Origin of the sequence: Cryobacterium sp. TMB1-7, assembly GCF_004402435.1 — a bacterium.
In the GTDB taxonomy this organism is placed as follows: domain Bacteria; phylum Actinomycetota; class Actinomycetes; order Actinomycetales; family Microbacteriaceae; genus Cryobacterium; species Cryobacterium zongtaii.
In genome coordinates this window covers 96431-116281 of record NZ_SOFZ01000023.1, presented here as the reverse complement: position 1 = coordinate 116281, position 19851 = coordinate 96431, and the positions used below count along the sequence as shown (strand labels likewise).

Here is a 19851-nt window from a genome sequence, read left to right as displayed (position 1 = left end):
GCAAGGAGGCGCCATGACGACACCCCGCACCACATTCCACCCCAGACCTCGTCGCCGGCGGGCCACCGCCATGGTCGTCGCGGCCGCGGCCCTCGTCGCCCTGAGCGGATGCTCCGCCTCGGCCGGCGCCGGCGACGTCGTCACGCTCAACTTCTTCCAGTTCAAGCCGGAGGCCGTGGGCAACTTCACCGCTATCATCAAGGACTTCGAGGCCGAGAACCCAGGCATCAGGGTCTCCCAGAACTCCGTGCCAGACCCGGACACCGCCATCCGCACCCTGCTCGTGAAAGACAAGGTGCCCGACGTGCTCACGCTCAACGTGAACGGCAACTACGGCGAGCTGGCTCGGGCCTGCATCTTCGCCGACCTCGGCGAGAACCCGGTCGCCAAAACGGTCAACCCGGCCGTGCAGGACATCGTGCAGTCGCTCGGCACCTGCGGCGCCGACGGCACCGGCGAGGTCAACGCGCTGCCGTTCGCCAGCAACGCCTCCGGCATTCTCTACAACCCCGACATCTTCGCCGCGAACGGCGTGGAGGTGCCCACCACCTGGACCGAGCTCGTCGCGGCCGCCGACACCTTCCAGGCCAACGGGGTCTCCCCGTTCTTCTGCACGATGAAGGACTCCTGGACCGCCAACCCCGCCTTCGTCAACCTCGGCGGCACGCTGATGCCCGACGGCTTCTTCGACACCCTCCGCGAGGAGAGCACCAACGGGGCCGACACCGTCTCGTTTGCCCAGGACTTCGCCGAGGCCGCCGACAAGGAGGCGATGCTGTTCGACTACTGCCAGGACAACTTCGCCAGCCGCGACTACAACGCCGGCAACAAGGCCTTCGCCGACGGTGAATCGGCGATGTACCTGCAGGGCTCCTACGCGATCCCCGCCATCCGCGCCAACAACCCCGACGCGGCCATCGGCTCCTTCCCCTACCCGGTCACCGACGACGCCGACGCCCGCGTCGTGGTCTCCGGGGTGGACGTGGGCATCATGATCGGCCGGGACACCCCGCACGCAGCCGAGGCGCAGAAGTTTGTGGACTACCTGATGTCGCCCGATGTCGTGACCGCATACTCCGAGGCGCAGAGCACCTTCTCGCCGCTCAAGGATGCTGCACCCAACAACGACCCCGCCCTGGCCGGACTCGAGCCGTACTTCTCCGCCGGCACGATCATCGGCTTCATCGACCACCAGATTCCCGCGGCGGTCCCGCTGCCGAACCTGCTCCAGACGCTGGTGATCACCGGCGACACCGAGACCTTCCTCGCCGACCTGGATTCCGAATGGGACAAGGTCGCCGCCCGCACCACCACGCAGAGACAGGGGAAGTGAGATGACCGCCACGATGACGCGGGCGAAGACGCCCGCCGCGGCGCCGCGCACACCGGCACGCATCCGCTCGAATATCGCCAAGACGCCCCGCACCTTCTATTGGATGGTGGTGCCGGCCGTCGTGATCTTCTTCGCCCTGCACACCATTCCGGTCCTCAGTGGCATGTTCTTCAGCCTGACCAACTACGCCGGCTACGGCACCTGGGACCTGGTCGGCTTCTCGAACTACATCAACCTGTTCCAGGACGACCGGGTGCTCAACTCCTACGGCTTCACCTTCGGGTTCGCCATCGTGTCCACGATTCTGGTGAACGTGATCGCCCTGGCCATCGCGCTGGGCCTGAACTCGAAGATCAAGTTCCAGGCCGCGTTCCGCGGGGTGTTCTTCATCCCCTACGTGCTCGCGATCCTGATCATCGGCTACGTGTTCAACTACCTGTTCGCCAACTCGTTCCCGGCCATCTTCACCGCGCTGGGCCTGCCGGGGCTCTCGGACAACCTGCTGGCCAGCCCCGACTTCGCCTGGATCGGCATCGTCATCACCACGGTCTGGCAGGCGGCGGCGTTCAACGTCATCCTCTACCTGGCCGGGCTGCAGACCATCTCCGCCGACCTCTACGAAGCGGCCGCCATCGACGGCGCCTCCGGCTGGCGCCGGTTCCGGTCGATCACCTTCCCGCTGATCGGCGCGTACTTCACCATCAACATGGTGCTCTCGTTCAAGTCGTTCCTGCAGGTCTTCGACCAGATCGTGGCCCTCACCGCCGGTGGACCGGGCACGTCCACCGAATCCATCGCCCTCGTGATTTTCCGCGGCGGCTTCCAGGGCGGTGAGTACGGGTACCAGATGGCCAACGCCGTGGTGTACCTGTTCGTCATCATCATCGTTTCATTTCTCCAGCTGCGCATCCTGCAGCGCCGGGAGGCGAGCTTCTCATGACCGACACCCTCACCCAGACCACCGCGCCCGTGCCCGCCGAGCCGGATGCGCCCACCCGCGCACCGCGCACCCGCCGGCGCCTCGACGGCGGCAACGGCGGCACCAACTGGTGGCTCACCGCCCTGATCGCGGTGTGCTCGCTCACCGTGTTGATCCCGCTGTACTTCACCATCGTCACCGCGCTCAAGACGCCCGACCAGCTCGGCGGCACCGGGTTCGAACTGCCCACCAGCATCCGCTGGGAGAACTTTGCGGATGCCTACCAGCTGACGAACTTTCCGCGGGCGCTGATGAACACGGCCCTGATCACGGTGGGCGCGGTGTTCCTCACCCTGCTCACCAACTCGCTGGTGGCCTACGCGATCGCCCGCAACATGCACAAGAAGTTCTTCAAGGGGCTGTACTTCTACTTCCTCGCGGCGATCTTCGTGCCGTTCCCGATCATCATGTTGCCGGTGGTGAAGGAGACCGCGATGCTGGGCCTGGACACCCCAGTGGGCCTGGTGCTGCTGTACACGGTCTACGGGCTCTCGTTCAACATCTTCATCTTCGTGGCCTACATCAACTCCATCCCGGTGGAGCTGGAGGAGGCCGCCCGGCTGGACGGCGCAAGCACCTGGATGGTGTTCTGGAAGGTGATCTTCCCGCTGCTGTCCCCGATGAACGCCACGGTCGGCATCCTCACCTGCGTGTGGGCGTGGAACGACTTCCTGCTGCCCCTGGTGGTGCTCTCCGACCCGTCGGCGCAGACCCTGCCGCTGGCGCAGTTCATCTTCCAGGGCCAGTTCAACACCAACTACCCGGTGGCCTTCGCCTCCTACCTGATGGCCCTGGCCCCGCTCCTGGTGGTCTACGTCATCGCCCAGAAGTGGGTGGTCAGCGGCGTCACCCGCGGTTCGGTGAAGTAGCCGCCAGAGCGAACGTTTAGTGGGAAACAGTGACTTCATGAGGACGGAATTGCCCACAGGGTCCTAATTTGCGGCCTATTTCCCATTAAACGTTTGTCCAGGCCGCTCCCGGCTGTTGTGCCGGAGAATGGGAGGGACAGCAGAGGGGGCGGCATGTCGCGGAAGAGGCGAGCGGAACAACTTCGGGCGATTGCAGCACACGTCCTGACGGCACCGATCCTGCTCGAGGGGGATGCCGATGAGCTCCTCACGGTGATGCGGACCGGCGCACGCGCAGCGGGGATTCCGGAGACCGACCGCGCGTCGGCGACGCAACCGGCACGTGTCGTCGTGGTGGCCATCCAACGCGATGCCCGGCGGTCCTCCCTCGTGAAGGCGGCCTCCCTGCTTCGGGAACTGAACGACCACATCGCGCCGGACGCCGTGCGGATCATCGTGGTGCAGAGCCGCCGGTCCAAGCTCGCGCCCCCGAAGCTGCAGCGCCTGGTCGCGTCAGAGGTCCTGTTCCATGTGGCCCTGGCGCTCGCGAACGTCGTGCCGGGCCAGAAGGAGCGCACCCTCCGGCAGCGGTTCGGCCTCACAACCCTGGACGCTGCGGGATTCCGCATTCTGCGCTTCGGCTAGCAGCACGCACCCCGGCATTGCTAAGTGAGGGTTACCTAACTTAGAGTGGACCGCGATGTCTACTCCCACTGCCGCACCGGCCCGTCCCGTCCGTCCGCAGATCACCCTCTCCGTCGTCCGACGCGAACAGTTGAGCCCGCACCTGGTGCGAATCGTCCTCTCGGGCGAGCAGTTCGAGAACTTCGTGACGAACGACGCGACCGACAAGTACGTGAAGATCCACTTCGCCAAGCCCGAGCTCGGACTCACGCCGCCGTTCGATGCCGCCCTCCTGCGCGAAACCCTCGCCCCGGAGGACCTTCCGGTGACGCGCACCTACACGGTGCGCAACGTGGACCCCGACGCGCGCACCCTCTCCATCGACTTCGTCGTGCACGGCACTGAGGGTCTGGCCGGACCGTGGGCCGACGCGGCCCAACCGGGTGACCTCCTGTCCTTCTCCGGCCCCGGCGGCGGCTACGCCCCCGACCCCGGTGCGGCCTGGCACCTGTTCGCCGGCGACCAGTCCGCACTGCCCGCCATCGCATCCGCCCTGGCAGCGCTGCCCGCCACGGCTGAGGGACTGGCCTTCATCCAGGTTCCGAGCGCGAGCGAGATCCTGGACCTGGCCGCTCCCGGCGCGGTGCAGATTCAGTGGCTGTTCGGTACCGACCCCGGCCACCTGTCCACCGCGGTGGATGCCGCGACCTGGCTGCCCGGCCGGCCACAGGTATTCGCGCACGGCGAGCGCTCGGCGATGAAGGGCCTGCGCGAGGTCTTCTCGGCGCGTGGCGTGCAGCGCTCAGAGCTCTCCCTGTCGGGGTATTGGGCGCAGGGCCGAACCGAGGACCGGTTCCAGGCCGAGAAGCGTGAGCCGGTCGGCCAGATCCTCCCCGTTCCCGAGCCGTCACCGACGCTGAGTCGATGACGCCGCCCGTCGGGTGAAACAGCTCAGCACTCCCCCTGCCGCTGAGGGCTAGTCGACCACCGCGGCGACAGCTTCGATCTCGACGAGATGGTCGGTGTAGCCCAGGACCGTCACGCCCAGCAAGGTGCTCGGCGCGTCGTGCGCGCCGAAGGCGTCACGCACGACCGTCCACGCCTCGACGAGATCGCTCTGCCGGGCGGTCTATGAAGCGGATGACTCGTTGGCGGCGATTTCTTCGGCCAATTCCATGCAGCGCAGGCGGGCCGGGGACCAGTCGTAGGGCATCATTCCGATGGCTTCGTTGGCGCTCATGGACTCGTGCGCCCCGTCCTCATCGGTTACGGGGTGCAAAGCATCCCAGGAGTCGAAGAGCGCGTCATCTTCCTGCGCCAGGCCGGAATCTTCGATGACGGCGTGCAGCGCCAGTTCGAAGGCGTGCTGTTCGGCAGCCACCTGTGCCACGCGGGGGTCGTCGACAGCGATCATGTCGTCGAGTGCCTCCTCGGCGGTATCAACGCGGTCGGATTCCTCCCGCAGACCCCGGTGGGTGGCCAAGGCGATGAATCGGCCGGCTTGGACGGCCGCACCGAGCGGGCCGAAGATCCGCTCGGTGACCAGCAGGATGTCCAGGTCCGCCTGGCGCAGGGAGCCCTCGGGCAGGCTCGTGAGGCGGCTGGTGACGAAGTCGGGGAGCAGACCAAGTTCCCGGGCGCCGGCGACGTCGTAGTCGCTGTCGGCACCAGTTGGAGCCGGGTCAGCAAAGGCGTCACGGATGGCGTCCACGGCGATCCCGGCGTCGGCCATTTTGCGGATCCACAGCAGCCGGATTATCTCTCCGTAACCGTAGCGGCGGTCGTCACTGCCCCGCTCGGGCTCGGGGAGCAGGCCGATCTCTTGGTAGAGACGGATCGCCCGCGGTGTGGTGCCGACGAACGATGCCGCGTCACCGATCGTGACCTGACGCGGTGGAATAGGGATAAGGGACGAGTGTATGAGCGGGGCCTTCCTCAGCGGGGCGGGAAGTGAGTCCACCGAACCACATAACGCTACGGATAGGCGCAACTCCACGCTCTCCCGGTCAGAGCCGGTCCACCTCGATCAGGATGGCGGTCTCCGGATACAGAATCGGCGGCCGAAGCCCGATCTGCGCCAGCGCCGCCCCGGTGCTCTCCATCCCGGTCAGCCAGCGCGGCTGCTGGGCCTGGGTGGTGCCCGCCGCTCCGGCCGGTTCCACCAGCCGCACCTGGTAGCGCGCCGCCGGGTCGAGTCCGGGCAGCAGGATGCGTCGCGGGTTGCTGCCGCCGGCCGCGGCCAGTTGCACGTAGGCGAACACGGCCTCGCCGCCGTCCTGCGCCACGACGCCGTGCACGAACGCCGTGTCGTCGGCCTGCTCGACCCGCACCACCCTGCCGGTGTGCAGCAGGGCGCGCTTCTGCTTGTAATAGGCGGCCCAGGAGGCGAGGGCGGTGCGTTCGGCCGGGGCGGCCTCGGTGATGTCCCACTCGATCCCGGCGTGGCCGAAGAGGGCCGTGATCGCGCGGAAGGACAGGGCGTGCACCCGGCCGGTGGTGTGCGAGTGGGTCGGGCCGATGTGGGTGCCGAGCAGCTCGGGCGGGATCGCGAACTGGGTGTAGCGCTGAATGTATTGGCGTTCGAGGGCGTCGTTGCAGTCCGAGGTCCAGAACCTGTCTGCGTGCTGGGTCATGCCCAGGTCGACCCGCCCGCCGCCGGAGGAGCAGGACTCGATTTCCAGCCGCGGGTGCCGGCGCTTGAGCTCGTCGAAGAGCCGGTAGATCGCCTCGGTCTGGCGGCGCACGCCGGCCACGCCGAGGTGCGCGGGCTCGGTGAGCACCCGGTTGTGGTCCCACTTGATGTAGCTGATGCCGCACTCGGTGAGAATCGCGTCGACCTGGCCGAGCACGTGCGCGTAGGCGCCCGGGTGAGCGAGGTCGAGCACCTGCTGGTGCCGGGCCTCCGGCGGGATCCGCCCGCCGGCCTGGAAGATCCACTCGGGGTGCTCCCGGTAGACGTCGGAGTCGACGTTGACCATCTCGCCCTCGAACCAGAGCCCGAATTCCATGCCCGCCGCGGCCACCCGGTCGGCCAACGGCCGCAGCCCATCGGGCCAGACCATGGGGTCCACGATCCAGTCGCCGAGACCGGCGAAGTCGTTGCGGCGGCCGAGGAACCAGCCGTCGTCCAGCACGAAGCGTTCCACGCCCACCTCCGCGGCAGCGTCGACAAGGGCGCCGAGCTTGACCGGGTCGTGGTCGAAGTAGACGGCCTCCCACACGTTGAGGGTCAGCGGGCGCGGTCGGGTCGGATGCTGCGGCCGCGCCCGCAGCCAGCGGTACAGCCGGTCGGTCATGCCGTCGATGCCCGTGTCCGAGTACGTGGCGGCCACGGTGGGGGCGGTGTAGCCCGCTCCGGGGGCGAGGATCGATTCGCCGGGCAGCAGGAGTTCACCGGCGCCGAAAGCGGTCTGCCCGTTCGGGAGTCGTTCGACCAGGTGCCGGGTGTTGCCGCTCCAGAGCAGGCCGGTGCTCCACACCGAACCGGTTTGGTAGTCGGCGCCGTCGGAGAGCGCGAGTTGCACGATCGTGTAGTCGTGGCCCGAGCGGCCCTCGCGGATTTCGCGCGCCCAGGTGCCCACCTGGATGGGCCGGCGCTGCGGTTGGCGCTCCTTCAACCAGCGGCCGGTGAAGTCGAGGGTTTCGGTGGCGGCGTCAGGCAACGGCAGCCAGGTGGTGAGTTCGGTGAGGTCGAACGGGGTGGCGCCGTTGTTGGTGACGGTCTGGCTGATCAGGAGCACACCGGCCGGCTGATCGACGGCGGCTACGACGCCGTGGTGCGCGGCGACAGCACCTGGTAACCAACCTGGACAGGGGCCTACCGCGGTGCAGGGTCTTCTGTCACTCTGGGCGCCATGAGCATCCGAGCCCGAGTGGTGGTGGGCGTCTATCCAGGTCAGGCCGACGGCGTGGTGCTGCAGGCCGCTGTCTTCGCGGCGCGGTTCGACGCCGAGTTGGTCTGCGCCTGGGTGGACCCGGGCCGGCATCCGCGATCCGACCATGCCGACGTACCCGCACCGGGCAACGGCGCGGGCATCGACCCGTACCTCACCGCCCGCCTGACCCGCATCCTGGGCGGCCAGGACATCGAGTGGAGCACCCGCCAGCTCTCCGGCGACCCGGCCAGGGCGCTCGGGCAGCTCGCCGAGACGCTCCGGGCCGTGATGATCGTGGTCGGCACCAGGGACGGCACCGTGCGCGGCAGCCTGCAGGAGTTCTTCGCGGGTTCGATCGCGATGCACCTGGCGCACCGGCAGCACCGTCCCGTCGTCGTCGTCCCCCTGTCGCCGGTGTCGTTCGACGATGACGTGCCGTGGGAGTCCGAGTGAGCGGTGTACCCTTTTGCGTGGTGATGGATCCCACCTGAGCACCCGCTCGAACCGCCGACTGCGCTGATGGTTCCGGCCGACGAGACTGGTGGGTGACGGTGACGAGCTGGCCGAGCGGTGCTTCACTCGTCCTGCTCCGCCACGGCCAGAGCACCGCGAACGCCGCCGGCCTCTTCACCGGCATCCTCGACCCCGAGCTGTCACCGTCCGGCGCCGACGAGGCGCTGGCCGCCGCAGACCTGCTCACGGCGCACGACCTGGTCCCGGATGCCGTCCTCGTCTCCCCGCTGCAGCGCGCCAGGCAGACCAGTGCCATCGTGGCCACCGCGCTGGAGTTGCCGGCCGACGCTGTCCACACCGACTGGCGCCTGAACGAACGCAACTACGGCGCCCTCACCGGACGGTACAAGGACGATGTGCGCGCCGAGGTCGGCGAGGCCCAGTTCCTGGCCTGGCGCCGCTCGGTCGACACCGCGCCGCCGGCCATGTCCGACGAGCAGCTTGGCGGCTTCGCCGACACGGCCCTGTTCCGTGGCCTGCCCGCCCGGGCGCTCACCCGCAGCGAGTCGTTACGTGACGTGATGTCCCGGGTGGCCGAGATCCATACCGAACGGGTGCTGCCGCTCCTGGCGGATGAGCGCACCGTGCTGGTCGTGGCGCACGGCAACTCCCTCCGCGCGTATTGCGCCGTGCTCGAGACCCTCGACAAATCGGCCATCCACCGACTCAATCTGCCCACCGGGCATCCGCTGGTCTACCAGGCCGGCGGCCGGCGGTACCTCGATGCCCCACGTGCCGAGGCGGCCGCGCTCGCCCTCACCCTCGACGGCGGCACCTGATGGCAGTCCCGACCGGCGCGTCGCGCCCCGTACACCTGCGTTGGCCGCACCTCGCCCTCGTCTTCGCCGGCGGTACCGTCGGCACCGCGCTGCGCGAGCTCTTGGCGATCTCGGTGCCGCCGGTCGCGGGGGTGGCTGTCGTGATCGTGGGCATCAACATCGTCGGCGCCTTCGTGCTCGGGCTGCTGCTGGAGACCCTGGCCCGCCGCGGCCCAGACGAAGGCCGACGCCGGCAGCTGCGGCTGCTGCTGGGCACCGGCGTGCTCGGCGGCTTCACCACCTACAGCGCCCTGGCCACCGACACCGGCCTGTTGCTGGCCGACAGTCGACTCGGCGCCGCCCTGCTCTACGCGCTGGGCACGGTTCTGATCGGCGCGGCCGCCTCGTGGGCCGGGATCGGCGCGGCCGGGGCCCTGCACGGCCGGCGGCCGAATCCTAGCGGGACGGCGGCCCAATGACCCCGCTGCTCTTTGTCGCCGTGGCGCTGGCCGGCGGTCTCGGCGCGACCCTGCGGCTGGTCGTCGACGGCGTCGTGAAGTCCAGGGTGCGCACCACGCTGCCGGTCGGCACCCTGCTCATCAACGTGGTCGGCTCCCTACTGCTTGGACTCATCACCGGCCTCACCCTGGCGCTGTGGTTGCCGGAGGCCTGGCACCTGGTACTCGGCGGCGGCCTGCTGGGCGGTTTCACCACCTTCAGCACCGCCAGCTACGAGACCGTGCGGCTGGCGCAGGACCGGCGGTCCCTTCCGGCGCTGGTCAACGGGCTCGGGATGCTCGCGCTCGCGGTGGGCTGCGCCTTCCTGGGCCTCTGGCTGGGCCTGGGCGGGTAGCCCAGCGCGAGGTCAGATCGACTCGTTGTGCCTGGCGACCGCATCGGTCACCCAGGAGAGCTCGTCGACGAAACGACCGAGCAACCGGGCCAACTCTGTGCGGTCCTCTTCAGTCCACTTGCCGACCAGGGTTCCGTACACGTCCTGGGCGAGCTGGCGGTGCCGGGCGATGGCGGTACGCCCCTCTTCCGTCGCGGTGATGAGCACGCCCCGCCGATCGGTCGGATCGGATCGCCGACTCACCAGTCCGGATTTCTCCAGCCGCCGGATCTCGGTGGTCATGGTGGACTTGTCCACCGCCATCCAGCCCGCGAGCTTCGACATCCGCAGCGGCCCGGCGACGACGACGCGTTCCAGCAACCAGGAGTCCGTGCTGGAGAGGGCGGCACCGCTCGAATCGTGCAGCATCCGTTTATTGTCGGCGCGCGTCGACCAGCGGAGGATGGTCGACAGGGCCGATTCCAGAGCCTCACCGACCGTTGGAGCGGTTTCCCGGCTGTACACCATGGCTGAAAGTTTCCTGACTTTTCGGAGGCTGTGCGAATAGTTGGACGGATCCAACTAACATAGTGGAGCTACCTTACCTTTCGGTTGGGATGCGAATGGTTGGGCGACCCCAACTTAATCACACCACTACCCCCGCGGAGAACACCACCCATGGACATACCCGGCTACGTCTGGCTCCTCACGATCCTCGGCATCGTCGCCCTGCTCACCTTCGACTTCTTCTTCCACGTGCGCAAGGCTCACGAGCCGACCCTCCCCGAGGCCGCCAAGTGGTCCGCCATCTATGTGGGCATCGCTATCGTCTTCGGGCTCGGTGTTCTCTTCTTCGGCGGCGCCACGCTCGGTACCGAGTACTTCGCGGGTTACATCACCGAGAAGGCGCTGTCGGTCGACAACCTCTTCGTCTTCCTCATCATCATGGCCAGCTTCAAGGTGCCTCGCGCCGACCAGCAGAAGGTGCTCCTTTTCGGCATCGTCTTCGCGCTGATCGCCCGCACCGGGTTCATCTTCCTCGGCGCGGCGCTGATCAACTCGTTCGCCTGGCTGTTCTACCTGTTCGGCGCATTCCTCATCTACACCGCGGTCAAGCTGCTGAAGCCCGAAGCCGAGAGCGACGAGGCCGACAACTTCATCATCCGGCTGGCGAAGCGCCTGTTCCACACCACCGAGCGGTACGACGGCGACAAGCTCTTCACCATGGAGAACGGCAAGAAGGTCATGACGCCGATGCTTCTCGTCATGGTCGCCATCGGTGGCACCGACCTCCTGTTCGCGCTGGACTCCGTGCCCGCGATCTTCGGCCTCACCCAGAACGTTTACATCGTCTTCACCGCGACGGCGTTCTCGCTCATGGGCCTCCGCCAGCTCTACTTCCTCATCGACGGCCTGCTCGACCGCCTGATCTACCTCAGCTACGGCCTGGCCGCGATCCTCGGCTTCATCGGCATCAAGCTCGTGCTGCACGCCCTGCACGAGAACACACTGCCGTTCATCAACGGCGGCGAGCACGTCCCGGTCTTCGAGATCAGCACCGGCGTCTCGCTCGCCGTGATCATCGGTGTTCTCACGGTCACGGTCATCGCTTCGCTCGTCAGCCCGGCCGGCCGCGCGCACAGCGCGATCGCGCTCAGCAAGGCTTCGGCCAAGAAGTACCTGACCGGCGACTTCAGCGGCAAGGGTGAGACGCGCGACGAAACCTACGCTCTCGTCGTCGCCCACGAACGCGCCCTGGGCCTGCTCACCCCCAAGCACCGGGCTCGTGCCGCCGAAGACGAAGAGCTGCAGGCGCTGCTGGCCGAGGCGCACAACGCCCACGCCGGCGTCGCGCAGTAGCACCACCCCCGGAGCGGGCGGCGACGCGCGGTTGTCGCCGCCTCGCCGCCCGCTCCATACAGGATTTTCCGTGCCGGCGGCCTCTAGACTGGGCGCGCACTGGCGCTGACCAACACAAAACGTCATACGAAGGAGTACACAATGGGTTTGAGCTTGTCAAAGGGCCAGTCGCTCTCGCTGACCAAGGCGGATGGCGGCAGCCTCTCGAAGGTCCGCATGGGCCTCGGCTGGGACAGCGCCGCCCCCGTCAAGCGCGGTCTGTTCGGTCGCGGCAAGGCCGCAGAGGTCGACCTCGACGCATCGGCGATCTTCTTCGACGCCGCCGGCAAGGTCCTCGACACCGTCTGGTTCCAGCAGCTCAGCAGCAAGGACGGCTCGACCCGCCACACCGGCGACAACCTGACCGGGGCCGGCGACGGCGATGACGAAACCATCCTCGTCGACCTCGCCCAGGTGTCCGCGGCGGTCTCGCAGATCGTTTTCGTCATCAGCAGCTACAGCCAGCAGACCTTCGACCTCGTCGAGAACGCGTTCAGCCGCCTCGTCGACGACTCGTCCGCCGGCACCCCCGAGGTCGCCCGCTACCAGCTGACCGACAGCGGCCCGCACACCGCCATGATCATGTCGAAGGTCTCCCGCGACGGCACCGGCTGGACCTTCAAGGCCATCGGCGAGCGCGCCACCGGCCGTTCGGCCATGGACCTGCTCACCGCGGCGGCGAAGGTCCTCTAACCGCGCCACCGCACGGCCGTTCACCCACCCCATACACACAAGGAGAAAATTCCCATGGCAGGTCTGACACTCGCAAAAGGCAACAACCTCTCGCTGACCAAGGTCAGCCCCGGACTCACCGTCGCGACTGTCGGCCTGGGTTGGGACCCGCGCACCACCAGCGGCGAAGCCTTCGACCTGGACGCCTCCGCGCTCCTCATCGGCGACAACGGCAAGGTGCGTTCCTCCGCCGACTTCATCTTCTACAACCAGCCTGCCTCGGCAGACAAGTCGGTTGTGCACCTCGGTGACAACCGGTCGGGAGCCGGGGACGGCGACGACGAGCAGATCAACATCGACCTGCGTCAGGTGGCCAGCGACGTCTCCCGCGTGGTGATCGTGGTCTCGATCGACCAGGCCGACGCACGCCGCCAGAACTTCGGCCAGGTGCGCGGGGCGTACTGCCGCATCGTCGACCAGGACGATCAGGAAATCGTGCGGTTCGACCTGAGCGAGGACGCGGCACCCGAGACCGCCATGCTGTTCGCCGAGGTCTACCGCAACGGCACCGACTGGAAGTTCAAGGCCGTCGGCCAGGGCTACACCACCGGACTCGCGGGCATCGCCACCGACTTCGGCATCTCCCTCGACTAACCGGCCCACGCTCGTCGCCGCCCGCCGCACCAGAATCAGACAGGACCACGCATGAGTTCACCCCTCTCTCCCCCGGACGCCTCCGAGCTGGCCCTGGTGCTGAAAGCGCCGGATGCACCGGACATCGTGGTGGCGGACGACGCGCCCGGCATGGTGCCGGTTCCGGCCGAGCGGCAGCAGGAGATCGCCCGTCAGGCGCGGGAGTTCGTGGCGGATGTCTCGTCCCTGGATCCGCGGACCCCCGAGTTCAGCGCGAAGATCGAGGGCATCTCCGGCCTCGCGAGCGCCGAGATGGTGCAGTCCAGCGGCTACTCCACCCGCATGCTCGAGCGCTCGTCGACTTCGGTCGCCGGCGCCAAGCGCACCGGCAACAGCGCGCAGATCACCGTGGCGAACACTCTCGGCGAGCTGCGCTCGACCGTTGAGGACCTCACGCCCAACGACGCCGACCTCGGAATGGGACGCAAGATCCTGGGCTTCATCCCCGGCGGGAACAAGCTGGCGAAGTACTTCCAGAAGTACGAGTCAGCGCAGACCCAGCTCGACGCGATCATCAAGTCGCTGATGAGCGGGCAGGACGAACTCCTCAAGGACAACGCGTCGCTGGCCGGTGAGAAGGTACAGCTCTGGGAGACCATGCAGACGCTGAGCGAGTACGCGGTCTTCGCCAAAGCCCTGGACAACGCCACCGTCGAGAAGATCGACGCCTCGCGGTCCGCCGGTCGCATCGACGAAGCACAGAAGCTCGAGGCCGACGTGCTCTTCCCGATCCGCCAGCGGCACCAGGACATCCTCACCCAGCTCGCCGTGTCGGTGCAGGGCTACTTGGCGATGGACCTCATCCGCAAGAACAACCTGGAACTCATCAAGGGTGTCGACCGGGCGCGCACGACGACCATCGCGGCGCTCCGCACGGCCGTCATCGTGGCGCAGGCCCTGGCCAACCAGAAGATGGTGCTCGACCAGATCGACGCGATCAACACCACCACCAACAACATGATCCTCAAGACCAGCGAGATGCTCAAGGACCAGACCGTGCGCATCCACGAGCAGGCGTCGAACTCCGGAGTGAGTGTCGAGACGCTGCAGAAGGCCTTCGACAACGTGTTCGCCACCATGGACGCGATCGACACCTTCCGCGCCGCTGCTGCCAAAAACATGGAGGGCACGGTCTCGGCTCTCGAAACAGGACTGCAGAAGGCGAAGCCGTACCTGGAACGCAGCAAGCAGGGGGAACAGCGCGAGCTACGCTAGACAATCGGGCAACGTAACGAGGACGGTGAGGGCATGGCGTTCGGCAAGTTCGTAGACTCTCTGTTCAAGGGTCCGGCGACGACGGATGCCCCCTCCGCGGCCGTGGAGCCGGCCGGCGTCGTGGAATCCGAGGATGAAGCGACACGGCGCGCCCTCGACCATCTGCGCGCAGCCGTTCGGAGCTCCGGGGGCGAACTGCCCACCCTGCTCACCTCCAGGCTCGCCCAGATCGACGACCTGCTCCGTCGCGTCATCGAAATGGTCGCCGCCCAGAACGCCTCGACCGAGCAGCGCGTGTTGCTCGATGCGATGATCCGGGACTACCTGCCGACCCCGCTGCGGGCCTACCTCGCCCTGCCAGAGCCCGAACGCACCAACACCTCCGCTGCCACCCTGCAGTTCTCGGCCCAACTCGGGATCCTCGAAGAAACCATCGGCGACCTGCTCAACCAGATTCGCATCGGCGCCATCGCGGAGCTCTCCACCCACGGGCGTTTCCTGGCCGACAAGTTCGCGGCTCCCACCCTCACGCTGGACGGACGATGACCTCACTGATTCCGGGGGCCAACGCCGCCCTGACCGCCGAGAACCCGGGGCTCACCGAGCTGATGATCGGCTTCGGATGGGAGATCATCCCCAGCCGCGGTCCGCAGTCCGAGCTCGTGCCCCTGGCCATCCTGTGTGACGCCCAGGGCAAGTCGCTCTCCAACGACCATCTCGTGTTCTTCAACCAGATCGTCAGCCAGGACGGCTCCGTCGGTTTCCGCGACGACCTGGACACCGAAGAGATCGACGTCGACCTCGCCAGGGTGCCCGCCGAGGTCGCGAAGATCGTGTTCGTCGTCTACGTGGACCCCGACGTGCGGGGCGCCGGCAACTTCTCCTCGGTCCGTTCCGCGTACGTCCGGGTGGCCACCCGCGACAACCGCGAGCTGGTGCGTTTTGTTCTCCCGGCCGGCGAGTACCGCACCGTGGACGTGCTGATGTTCGGCGAGCTCTACCGCCACCGTGACGACTGGAAGTTCCGTGCCCTCGGCCAGGGCTATTCGACGGGCCTGCGCGGGGTCGCCGCCGATTTCCGGATCGACCTCTGACCGGTGGCACTGAACAGCTCCCCGGTCCGCACCGACATTGGGTTCCTGCGCCGCCGCGTCAAGCCCGCAGCGCCGACCGCCGTCGCGCGCGATGCCGCCGCCACCGAGCCGGAACCTCGTCGGGCCGCATCCGCCGGGTTGTCTCTCGCCCCCGCGACGACCGGCACAGCAGCTTCACCGGCCCGCCCGGGATCCGTCGCGACGGCGCCGGCCACCGTCTCGCCGGACTCGCTTCCCTTCCCGGCCCCCTCGATCGACGAGGTTCGCGAGCTGGGCGAGAACGAGCCGGTACTCCGGCTCAACGCCCGCGAGTCCGCTGTGGGCAGCCTCATCGTGAGCGGCGCCGACCTCGCCGCGTGGGAGGACGCCGACCGGGTGACCGGCTCGGAGAGCGCTGCAGGCGACACCGCCGGCACTCCCGTGACGACAGCCGGCAATCGGCCGCTGGTGGGATTCGACGAGGCCGATGCGATCGTCTCCCTGCGCCACTTGCAGAGGCTGCGACGCGCCCTGTTCATCGCACGCGGACCGCACACCCTCGGCGTGCAGATCTTCGACGGCTCCACGGTCACGACCGCTCGGGGTGACGACTCACGGATGTTCATCCTCTGTTTGCTGAGGGTCGGTAACCTCATCGAATTGCGGGCGGAACCCGTGGACCGCACGGCGTCTGACGAAGCGATTCTGAGCCAGTTCGGTTTCACCCTCACCCCCCACGTCGCTACTCGAGAGTCCCGGAGCCGATAATCCCCCATGCGCCACTTCGCCTTCCTCGATGACTCCCAGACCGACCAGCTGTTCCACCGGCGGCCCCAGGAAATCTCGGTCGACTCGCCCGCCCCGCTGCTCGCCGCGTTCCTCGGCGCCACGCTCTACTGCCCCGGCGACCGTCCCGCTATCGCCGACGACGTCATCAAACAGGCCTCTCGCGGCTGCGTCAGCATGGTGCTCTGCCTCGAGGACTCGATTGCCGACAGCGCAGTGGATGGCGCGGAAATCAACGTCGCCGAAGCGATCAGAGCCCTGCACCGCACCGCGACGGACAAGCCTGATACCGCCCTCCCCCTGCTCTTCGTGCGGGTGCGCACCCCGGAACAGATGTTGCGGGTGGCCGAGTCCTGCGGTGCGGGCCTGGCTCTGCTCAGCGGATTCGTGGTCCCCAAGTTCGAGAACGAAACCGGCTATGCCGAGGGCTTCTTTGTTGCGCTCCGCGAGATCCAGCGGCAGAGCGGCGCCGACGGCTCGCGGGGCGGCCAACGGCTGCGACTGATGCCCATTCTCGAGTCTCCGAACATGATCCACAGCGAGACGCGTACCTCGGCGCTCGCGTCGATCCGCACGATTCTGCACGACAACCGCGAGGACGTGCTGGCCGCGCGCATCGGCGCGACCGACCTGTCCAGCGCCTTCGGGCTGCGCCGCTCGCGCGACCTCACGGTGTACGACGTCAAGGTGGTCGCCTCGATGATCTCCGACATCGTGAACGTGCTGGGCCGGTCAGACGACAGTTTTGTGATCACCGGCACGGTGTGGGAGCACTATGAGACCGAGCGCATCCTCCGACCGCAGCTGCGTATGACCCCGTTCGTCGAAGCCAACGAGAGAGAACTCCGGCACCGGCTGATGCTGGGCGGCCTGGACGGGCTGATCCGCGAGATCTCCCTCGACCAGGCCAACGGGCTCCTCGGTAAAACCGTGATCCACCCCACCCACGTGTCGGTCGTGCACGCCCTGTCTGTCGTGAGCCACGAGGAGTTCCTCGACGCCGCGGTCATTCTCGACAACGTGGGCGGCGGAGCCAGCGCGTCCCCGTACGGCAACAAGATGAACGAGGCCAAGCCGCACTCCGCGTGGGCGCACAAGACGATGCTGCGCGCCGACGCCTTCGGGGTGGCCTCGGAGTCCACCACCTTCGTCGACCTCCTCGAAGCGAGCATGCGGTGACGGTGGCAACGGCCCTCGACATCCACGTGGCCACCGACCACACCCGGAGCATCCTCGGCGTCGACGAACTCGTCGGCATCGCCCTCCGCCACAACCCCAAGCGCGCCCACCTGCTCGTCTCCACGGTGCTCGCCAAACACGTGCCGACGGTGCCCGGCATCGCCCTGGCGGCCGGGGAACTGCTCGGGTTGCTCGTCTCCGCGGTCATCACCGGCGGCTACCCTCCGGCCGCGAACGAGTTGGGCGACCGATTCGCTGTTCTGGTGGCCCGGCTGGCCGAGAAGGCCGAGTCGACGGATGCCGAATCCCTGGCCCAGGCCCACCGCAATCTGACGGACCTCCGCCGCGACATCCGCGCCGCGACGGCGCCGCAACCGGACGTCGTGACGTTCGGCTACGCCGAGACAGCCACCGGCCTCGGCCAGCTCGTCGCGGACGCCCTCGGCGCCTACTACCTGCACTCGACCCGGCACGCGCCGGCCGGGGCGACCCCGTTCGCCGGCTTCGCCGAGGAACACTCCCACGCCACCGACCATGCCCTGCTGCCGACAGACCCGCACTGGCTGCGCGCGGGCGGCACGACGATTCTGGTCGACGACGAACTGAGCACCGGCACCACGGTGATCAACACGATCACGGCGCTGCATGCCCTCATCCCGCAATCGCACTGGGTGATCGCCTCGCTGATCGACCTGCGGTCCCCCGCCGACCTCGGCCGTTTCGACGAGCTGGCGACCACGCTCGGCACCCGCATCTCCGTGGTCTGCCTGGCCGCCGGCTCGATCGGGCTCCCCGCCGACGTGCTTCCCCGTGCCGGCCGGATGATCGAGTCGATGCCCGTCATCACCCCGGCGCCCGCCGCTGCCGGCGAGGTGCACCTGCTCGACTGCACCGACCTCGCCCCGCTGCGAAGCGCCCGATTCGGCACCATGGCGCCCGCGGACGCCGCCCTCGCCGCGGCGGTCGCCGATCGTGTGGCCGCCCTGCTCCCCGCCGGGGAGGCGACCGCGGACGACCGCGGGGTCCTGGTCCTGGGCTCGGAAGAGTTCATCGCCCTGCCGATGCTGACCGCGGACGAGCTCGGACGCGCCGCCACGCCGCTGTTCGTCAGGTTCTCCACCAGCACCCGATCGCCGATCGCCGCCCTCGATGCGGCCGACTACCCGATCAGAAGCGCCATCAGTTTCCGCAGCCACGACACCACCTCCGACGGCGACGGCGTGCGATTCGCCTACAACCTCACCGCCGGCCATCGCCGGTTCGGCACCGTGGTGTTCATACCGGAACCCGGCACCGACCCCGCCCGGCTGACCGGTGCCGACGGCGTGATCGACGCCCTCCGCCGCGTGAGCGACCGCATCGTGGTCGTGCTCCTGACCGCTTCAGCCCCCACCGATGGGATACCCACCCCGTGACCACCAGCCCTCTCCCGCCGGCGGCCGTGCTGCCGCATCCGCTCAGCGGCCCCGCCTTCGGCTCATACGCCGCCGAGGACGTGAGCTGGCTGCTGCAGGACCTGCAGGGCGTTGCCCTCGAGGCACCGGCCGAGGAACGCGAGCACGCCATCCAGACCGGGGCGGCGAACTACGCCGAGTCGTTACCCATCGAGTACCTGCCGTCGCCGGAATACGAGGCGCTCTACCGGGAGGCGCTTCAGCGTTCCGGCCGCCGGCTCGCTGTAGCCGTCGGCGTCGTCACCGACCTGGCCCTCGCCGCCCGCGGTGACCGGCCGGTGTTCGTCTCCCTCGCCCGGGCCGGCACCCCGATCGGCATCCTGATGCGGCGCTGGGCCCAGCAGGCGCGCGGGATCGACGTGCCGCACTACACGATGAGCATCGTGCGCGGCGTGGGGCTGGACCAGACCGCCCTGCGCTACCTCGCCGCCCACCACGATCCGGAGCAGATCATCTTCGTCGACGGCTGGACCGGCAAGGGCGCCATCGCGCGGGAGCTGTCCGCGGCGATCGCCCTGTTCGGCCGGACCGACGGTGTGTTCTTCAGGGACGACCTGGCAGTGCTGGCCGACCCAGGACACTGCGTCACCATCCACGGCACCCGCGAGGACTACCTGATCCCGTCCGCCTGCTTGAACTCCACGGTGTCCGGGCTCGTGTCCCGCACCGTCTTCAACCGGGATCTGATCGGCGAGGACGAGTTCCACGGCGCCAAGTTCTACGCCGAGCTGAGCCCCAACGACGTCTCGGGCGACTTTCTCGACACCGTCTGCGGCTACTTCACCGATGTCGCCGCCGACGTCGCCGCCGGAGTCGCGGCGGCGAGCGGCGAGGACCGCACCCCGTCGTGGGTCGGCTGGAAGGCTGTCGAGAAGATCAGCACCGAGTACGGCATCAACGATGTGAACCTGGTCAAGCCGGGAGTCGGCGAGACCACCCGGGTCCTGCTGCGCCGGGTGCCCTGGAAGGTGCTGGTGCGGGCGGATGCCGTGGCGGATGTCGCGCACGTGCTGCTGCTGGCCGAGCAGCGCGGCGTCCCGATCGAGGTCGTTCCCGACCTGCCGTACAGCTGTGTCGGGCTCATTCGGCCCGGTCGCGGGATTGCGGGTGCACAGTGA

General features: G+C 68.1%; 22 protein-coding genes and 1 pseudogene. 19 read left to right on the top strand and 4 right to left on the bottom strand.

Going from position 1 to position 19851, the window contains the following annotated elements; all coding sequences use genetic code 11:
• Positions 1–13: 13 nt before the first annotated feature.
• The 5 genes from E3O60_RS10840 to E3O60_RS10820 all read left to right on the top strand — a co-directional run bounded on the left by E3O60_RS10840 (position 14) and on the right by E3O60_RS10820 (position 4712).
• Complete coding sequence (locus E3O60_RS10840) at positions 14–1333, top strand: ABC transporter substrate-binding protein (protein WP_134498053.1); 1320 nt, start codon at positions 14–16, stop codon at positions 1331–1333.
• A gap of 1 nt (position 1334) precedes the next feature.
• A complete protein-coding gene (locus tag E3O60_RS10835; protein ID WP_134479527.1) occupies positions 1335–2273 on the top strand; it encodes a carbohydrate ABC transporter permease in 939 nt (312 codons plus the stop codon).
• Positions 2270–3181 carry a carbohydrate ABC transporter permease gene (locus tag E3O60_RS10830; RefSeq protein WP_134498051.1) on the top strand — a complete coding sequence of 304 codons (912 nt, stop codon included), beginning with the start codon at positions 2270–2272 and terminating at the stop codon, positions 3179–3181. The genes E3O60_RS10835 and E3O60_RS10830 overlap by 4 nt, the downstream gene beginning before the upstream one ends.
• 153 nt (positions 3182–3334) lie before the next feature.
• Positions 3335–3805, top strand: a complete 471-nt coding sequence (locus E3O60_RS10825; protein ID WP_134479529.1) for a hypothetical protein — start codon at positions 3335–3337, stop codon at positions 3803–3805.
• Between the two features lie 55 nt (positions 3806–3860).
• Entirely contained in the window at positions 3861–4712 is an 852-nt protein-coding gene (locus tag E3O60_RS10820; protein WP_134479530.1) for a siderophore-interacting protein, read from the top strand.
• A gap of 48 nt (positions 4713–4760) precedes the next feature.
• Here the strand turns inward: E3O60_RS10820 and E3O60_RS10815 are convergent.
• From E3O60_RS10815 to E3O60_RS10805, 3 genes and pseudogenes are all read right to left on the bottom strand, one after another.
• A pseudogene (locus E3O60_RS10815) lies at positions 4761–4913 on the bottom strand (RidA family protein); the annotation flags it as partial.
• Positions 4914–5744 carry a MerR family transcriptional regulator gene (locus E3O60_RS10810; protein WP_241993245.1) on the bottom strand — a complete coding sequence of 277 codons (831 nt, stop codon included), beginning with the start codon at positions 5742–5744 and terminating at the stop codon, positions 4914–4916. It lies immediately after the preceding pseudogene.
• Positions 5745–5790: 46 nt separating this feature from the next.
• Positions 5791–7674: an alpha-galactosidase gene (locus E3O60_RS10805; RefSeq protein WP_255455315.1), complete on the bottom strand. Its 1884-nt coding sequence runs from the start codon at positions 7672–7674 to the stop codon at positions 5791–5793.
• On the opposite strand from E3O60_RS10805, the gene E3O60_RS10800 reads away from it, so the two are divergent.
• From E3O60_RS10800 to E3O60_RS10785, 4 genes are all read left to right on the top strand, one after another.
• Positions 7639–8112 (top strand): universal stress protein, encoded by a 474-nt coding sequence (locus E3O60_RS10800; protein ID WP_134498047.1) that lies wholly within the window; start codon positions 7639–7641, stop codon positions 8110–8112. The two genes, E3O60_RS10805 and E3O60_RS10800, sit on opposite strands and share 36 nt — an antisense overlap.
• A gap of 92 nt (positions 8113–8204) precedes the next feature.
• Positions 8205–8951: a 2,3-bisphosphoglycerate-dependent phosphoglycerate mutase gene (locus E3O60_RS10795; protein WP_088457519.1), complete on the top strand. Its 747-nt coding sequence runs from the start codon at positions 8205–8207 to the stop codon at positions 8949–8951.
• Positions 8951–9409, top strand: coding sequence for a CrcB family protein (locus E3O60_RS10790; protein ID WP_134408518.1), 459 nt, complete (start codon positions 8951–8953; stop codon positions 9407–9409). The genes E3O60_RS10795 and E3O60_RS10790 overlap by 1 nt, the downstream gene beginning before the upstream one ends.
• Positions 9406–9783, top strand: coding sequence for a CrcB family protein (locus E3O60_RS10785; protein ID WP_088457521.1), 378 nt, complete (start codon positions 9406–9408; stop codon positions 9781–9783). The genes E3O60_RS10790 and E3O60_RS10785 overlap by 4 nt, the downstream gene beginning before the upstream one ends.
• 12 nt (positions 9784–9795) lie before the next feature.
• Here E3O60_RS10785 and E3O60_RS10780 read toward each other — a convergent pair whose 3' ends face one another.
• Positions 9796–10290, bottom strand: a complete 495-nt coding sequence (locus tag E3O60_RS10780) for a MarR family winged helix-turn-helix transcriptional regulator (RefSeq protein WP_103431394.1) — start codon at positions 10288–10290, stop codon at positions 9796–9798.
• 150 nt (positions 10291–10440) lie between these two features.
• Here E3O60_RS10780 and E3O60_RS10775 point away from each other — a divergent pair, with 150 nt between their 5' ends.
• The 10 genes from E3O60_RS10775 to E3O60_RS10730 all read left to right on the top strand — a co-directional run bounded on the left by E3O60_RS10775 (position 10441) and on the right by E3O60_RS10730 (position 19851).
• Positions 10441–11622, top strand: a complete 1182-nt coding sequence (locus tag E3O60_RS10775; RefSeq protein WP_134408517.1) for a TerC family protein — start codon at positions 10441–10443, stop codon at positions 11620–11622.
• A gap of 141 nt (positions 11623–11763) precedes the next feature.
• Positions 11764–12354: a TerD family protein gene (locus E3O60_RS10770; RefSeq protein ID WP_088457524.1), complete on the top strand. Its 591-nt coding sequence runs from the start codon at positions 11764–11766 to the stop codon at positions 12352–12354.
• Positions 12355–12408: 54 nt separating this feature from the next.
• Entirely contained in the window at positions 12409–12987 is a 579-nt protein-coding gene (locus E3O60_RS10765) for a TerD family protein (protein WP_088457525.1), read from the top strand.
• Positions 12988–13038: 51 nt separating this feature from the next.
• Complete coding sequence (locus E3O60_RS10760; RefSeq protein WP_088457526.1) at positions 13039–14241, top strand: toxic anion resistance protein; 1203 nt, start codon at positions 13039–13041, stop codon at positions 14239–14241.
• A gap of 33 nt (positions 14242–14274) precedes the next feature.
• Entirely contained in the window at positions 14275–14787 is a 513-nt protein-coding gene (locus E3O60_RS10755) for a hypothetical protein (protein WP_134408516.1), read from the top strand.
• A complete protein-coding gene (locus E3O60_RS10750; RefSeq protein WP_103431390.1) occupies positions 14784–15335 on the top strand; it encodes a TerD family protein in 552 nt (183 codons plus the stop codon). The genes E3O60_RS10755 and E3O60_RS10750 overlap by 4 nt, the downstream gene beginning before the upstream one ends.
• A gap of 3 nt (positions 15336–15338) precedes the next feature.
• Positions 15339–16082: a hypothetical protein gene (locus tag E3O60_RS10745; RefSeq protein WP_088457529.1), complete on the top strand. Its 744-nt coding sequence runs from the start codon at positions 15339–15341 to the stop codon at positions 16080–16082.
• Positions 16083–16088: 6 nt separating this feature from the next.
• Entirely contained in the window at positions 16089–17279 is a 1191-nt protein-coding gene (locus tag E3O60_RS10740) for an HpcH/HpaI aldolase/citrate lyase family protein (RefSeq protein ID WP_134498045.1), read from the top strand.
• A complete protein-coding gene (locus E3O60_RS10735; protein ID WP_134479541.1) occupies positions 17276–18694 on the top strand; it encodes a phosphoribosyltransferase domain-containing protein in 1419 nt (472 codons plus the stop codon). The genes E3O60_RS10740 and E3O60_RS10735 overlap by 4 nt, the downstream gene beginning before the upstream one ends.
• Positions 18691–19851, top strand: coding sequence for a cysteine protease StiP family protein (locus tag E3O60_RS10730; RefSeq protein ID WP_166788826.1), 1161 nt, complete (start codon positions 18691–18693; stop codon positions 19849–19851). Before E3O60_RS10735 ends, E3O60_RS10730 begins: the two co-directional genes overlap by 4 nt.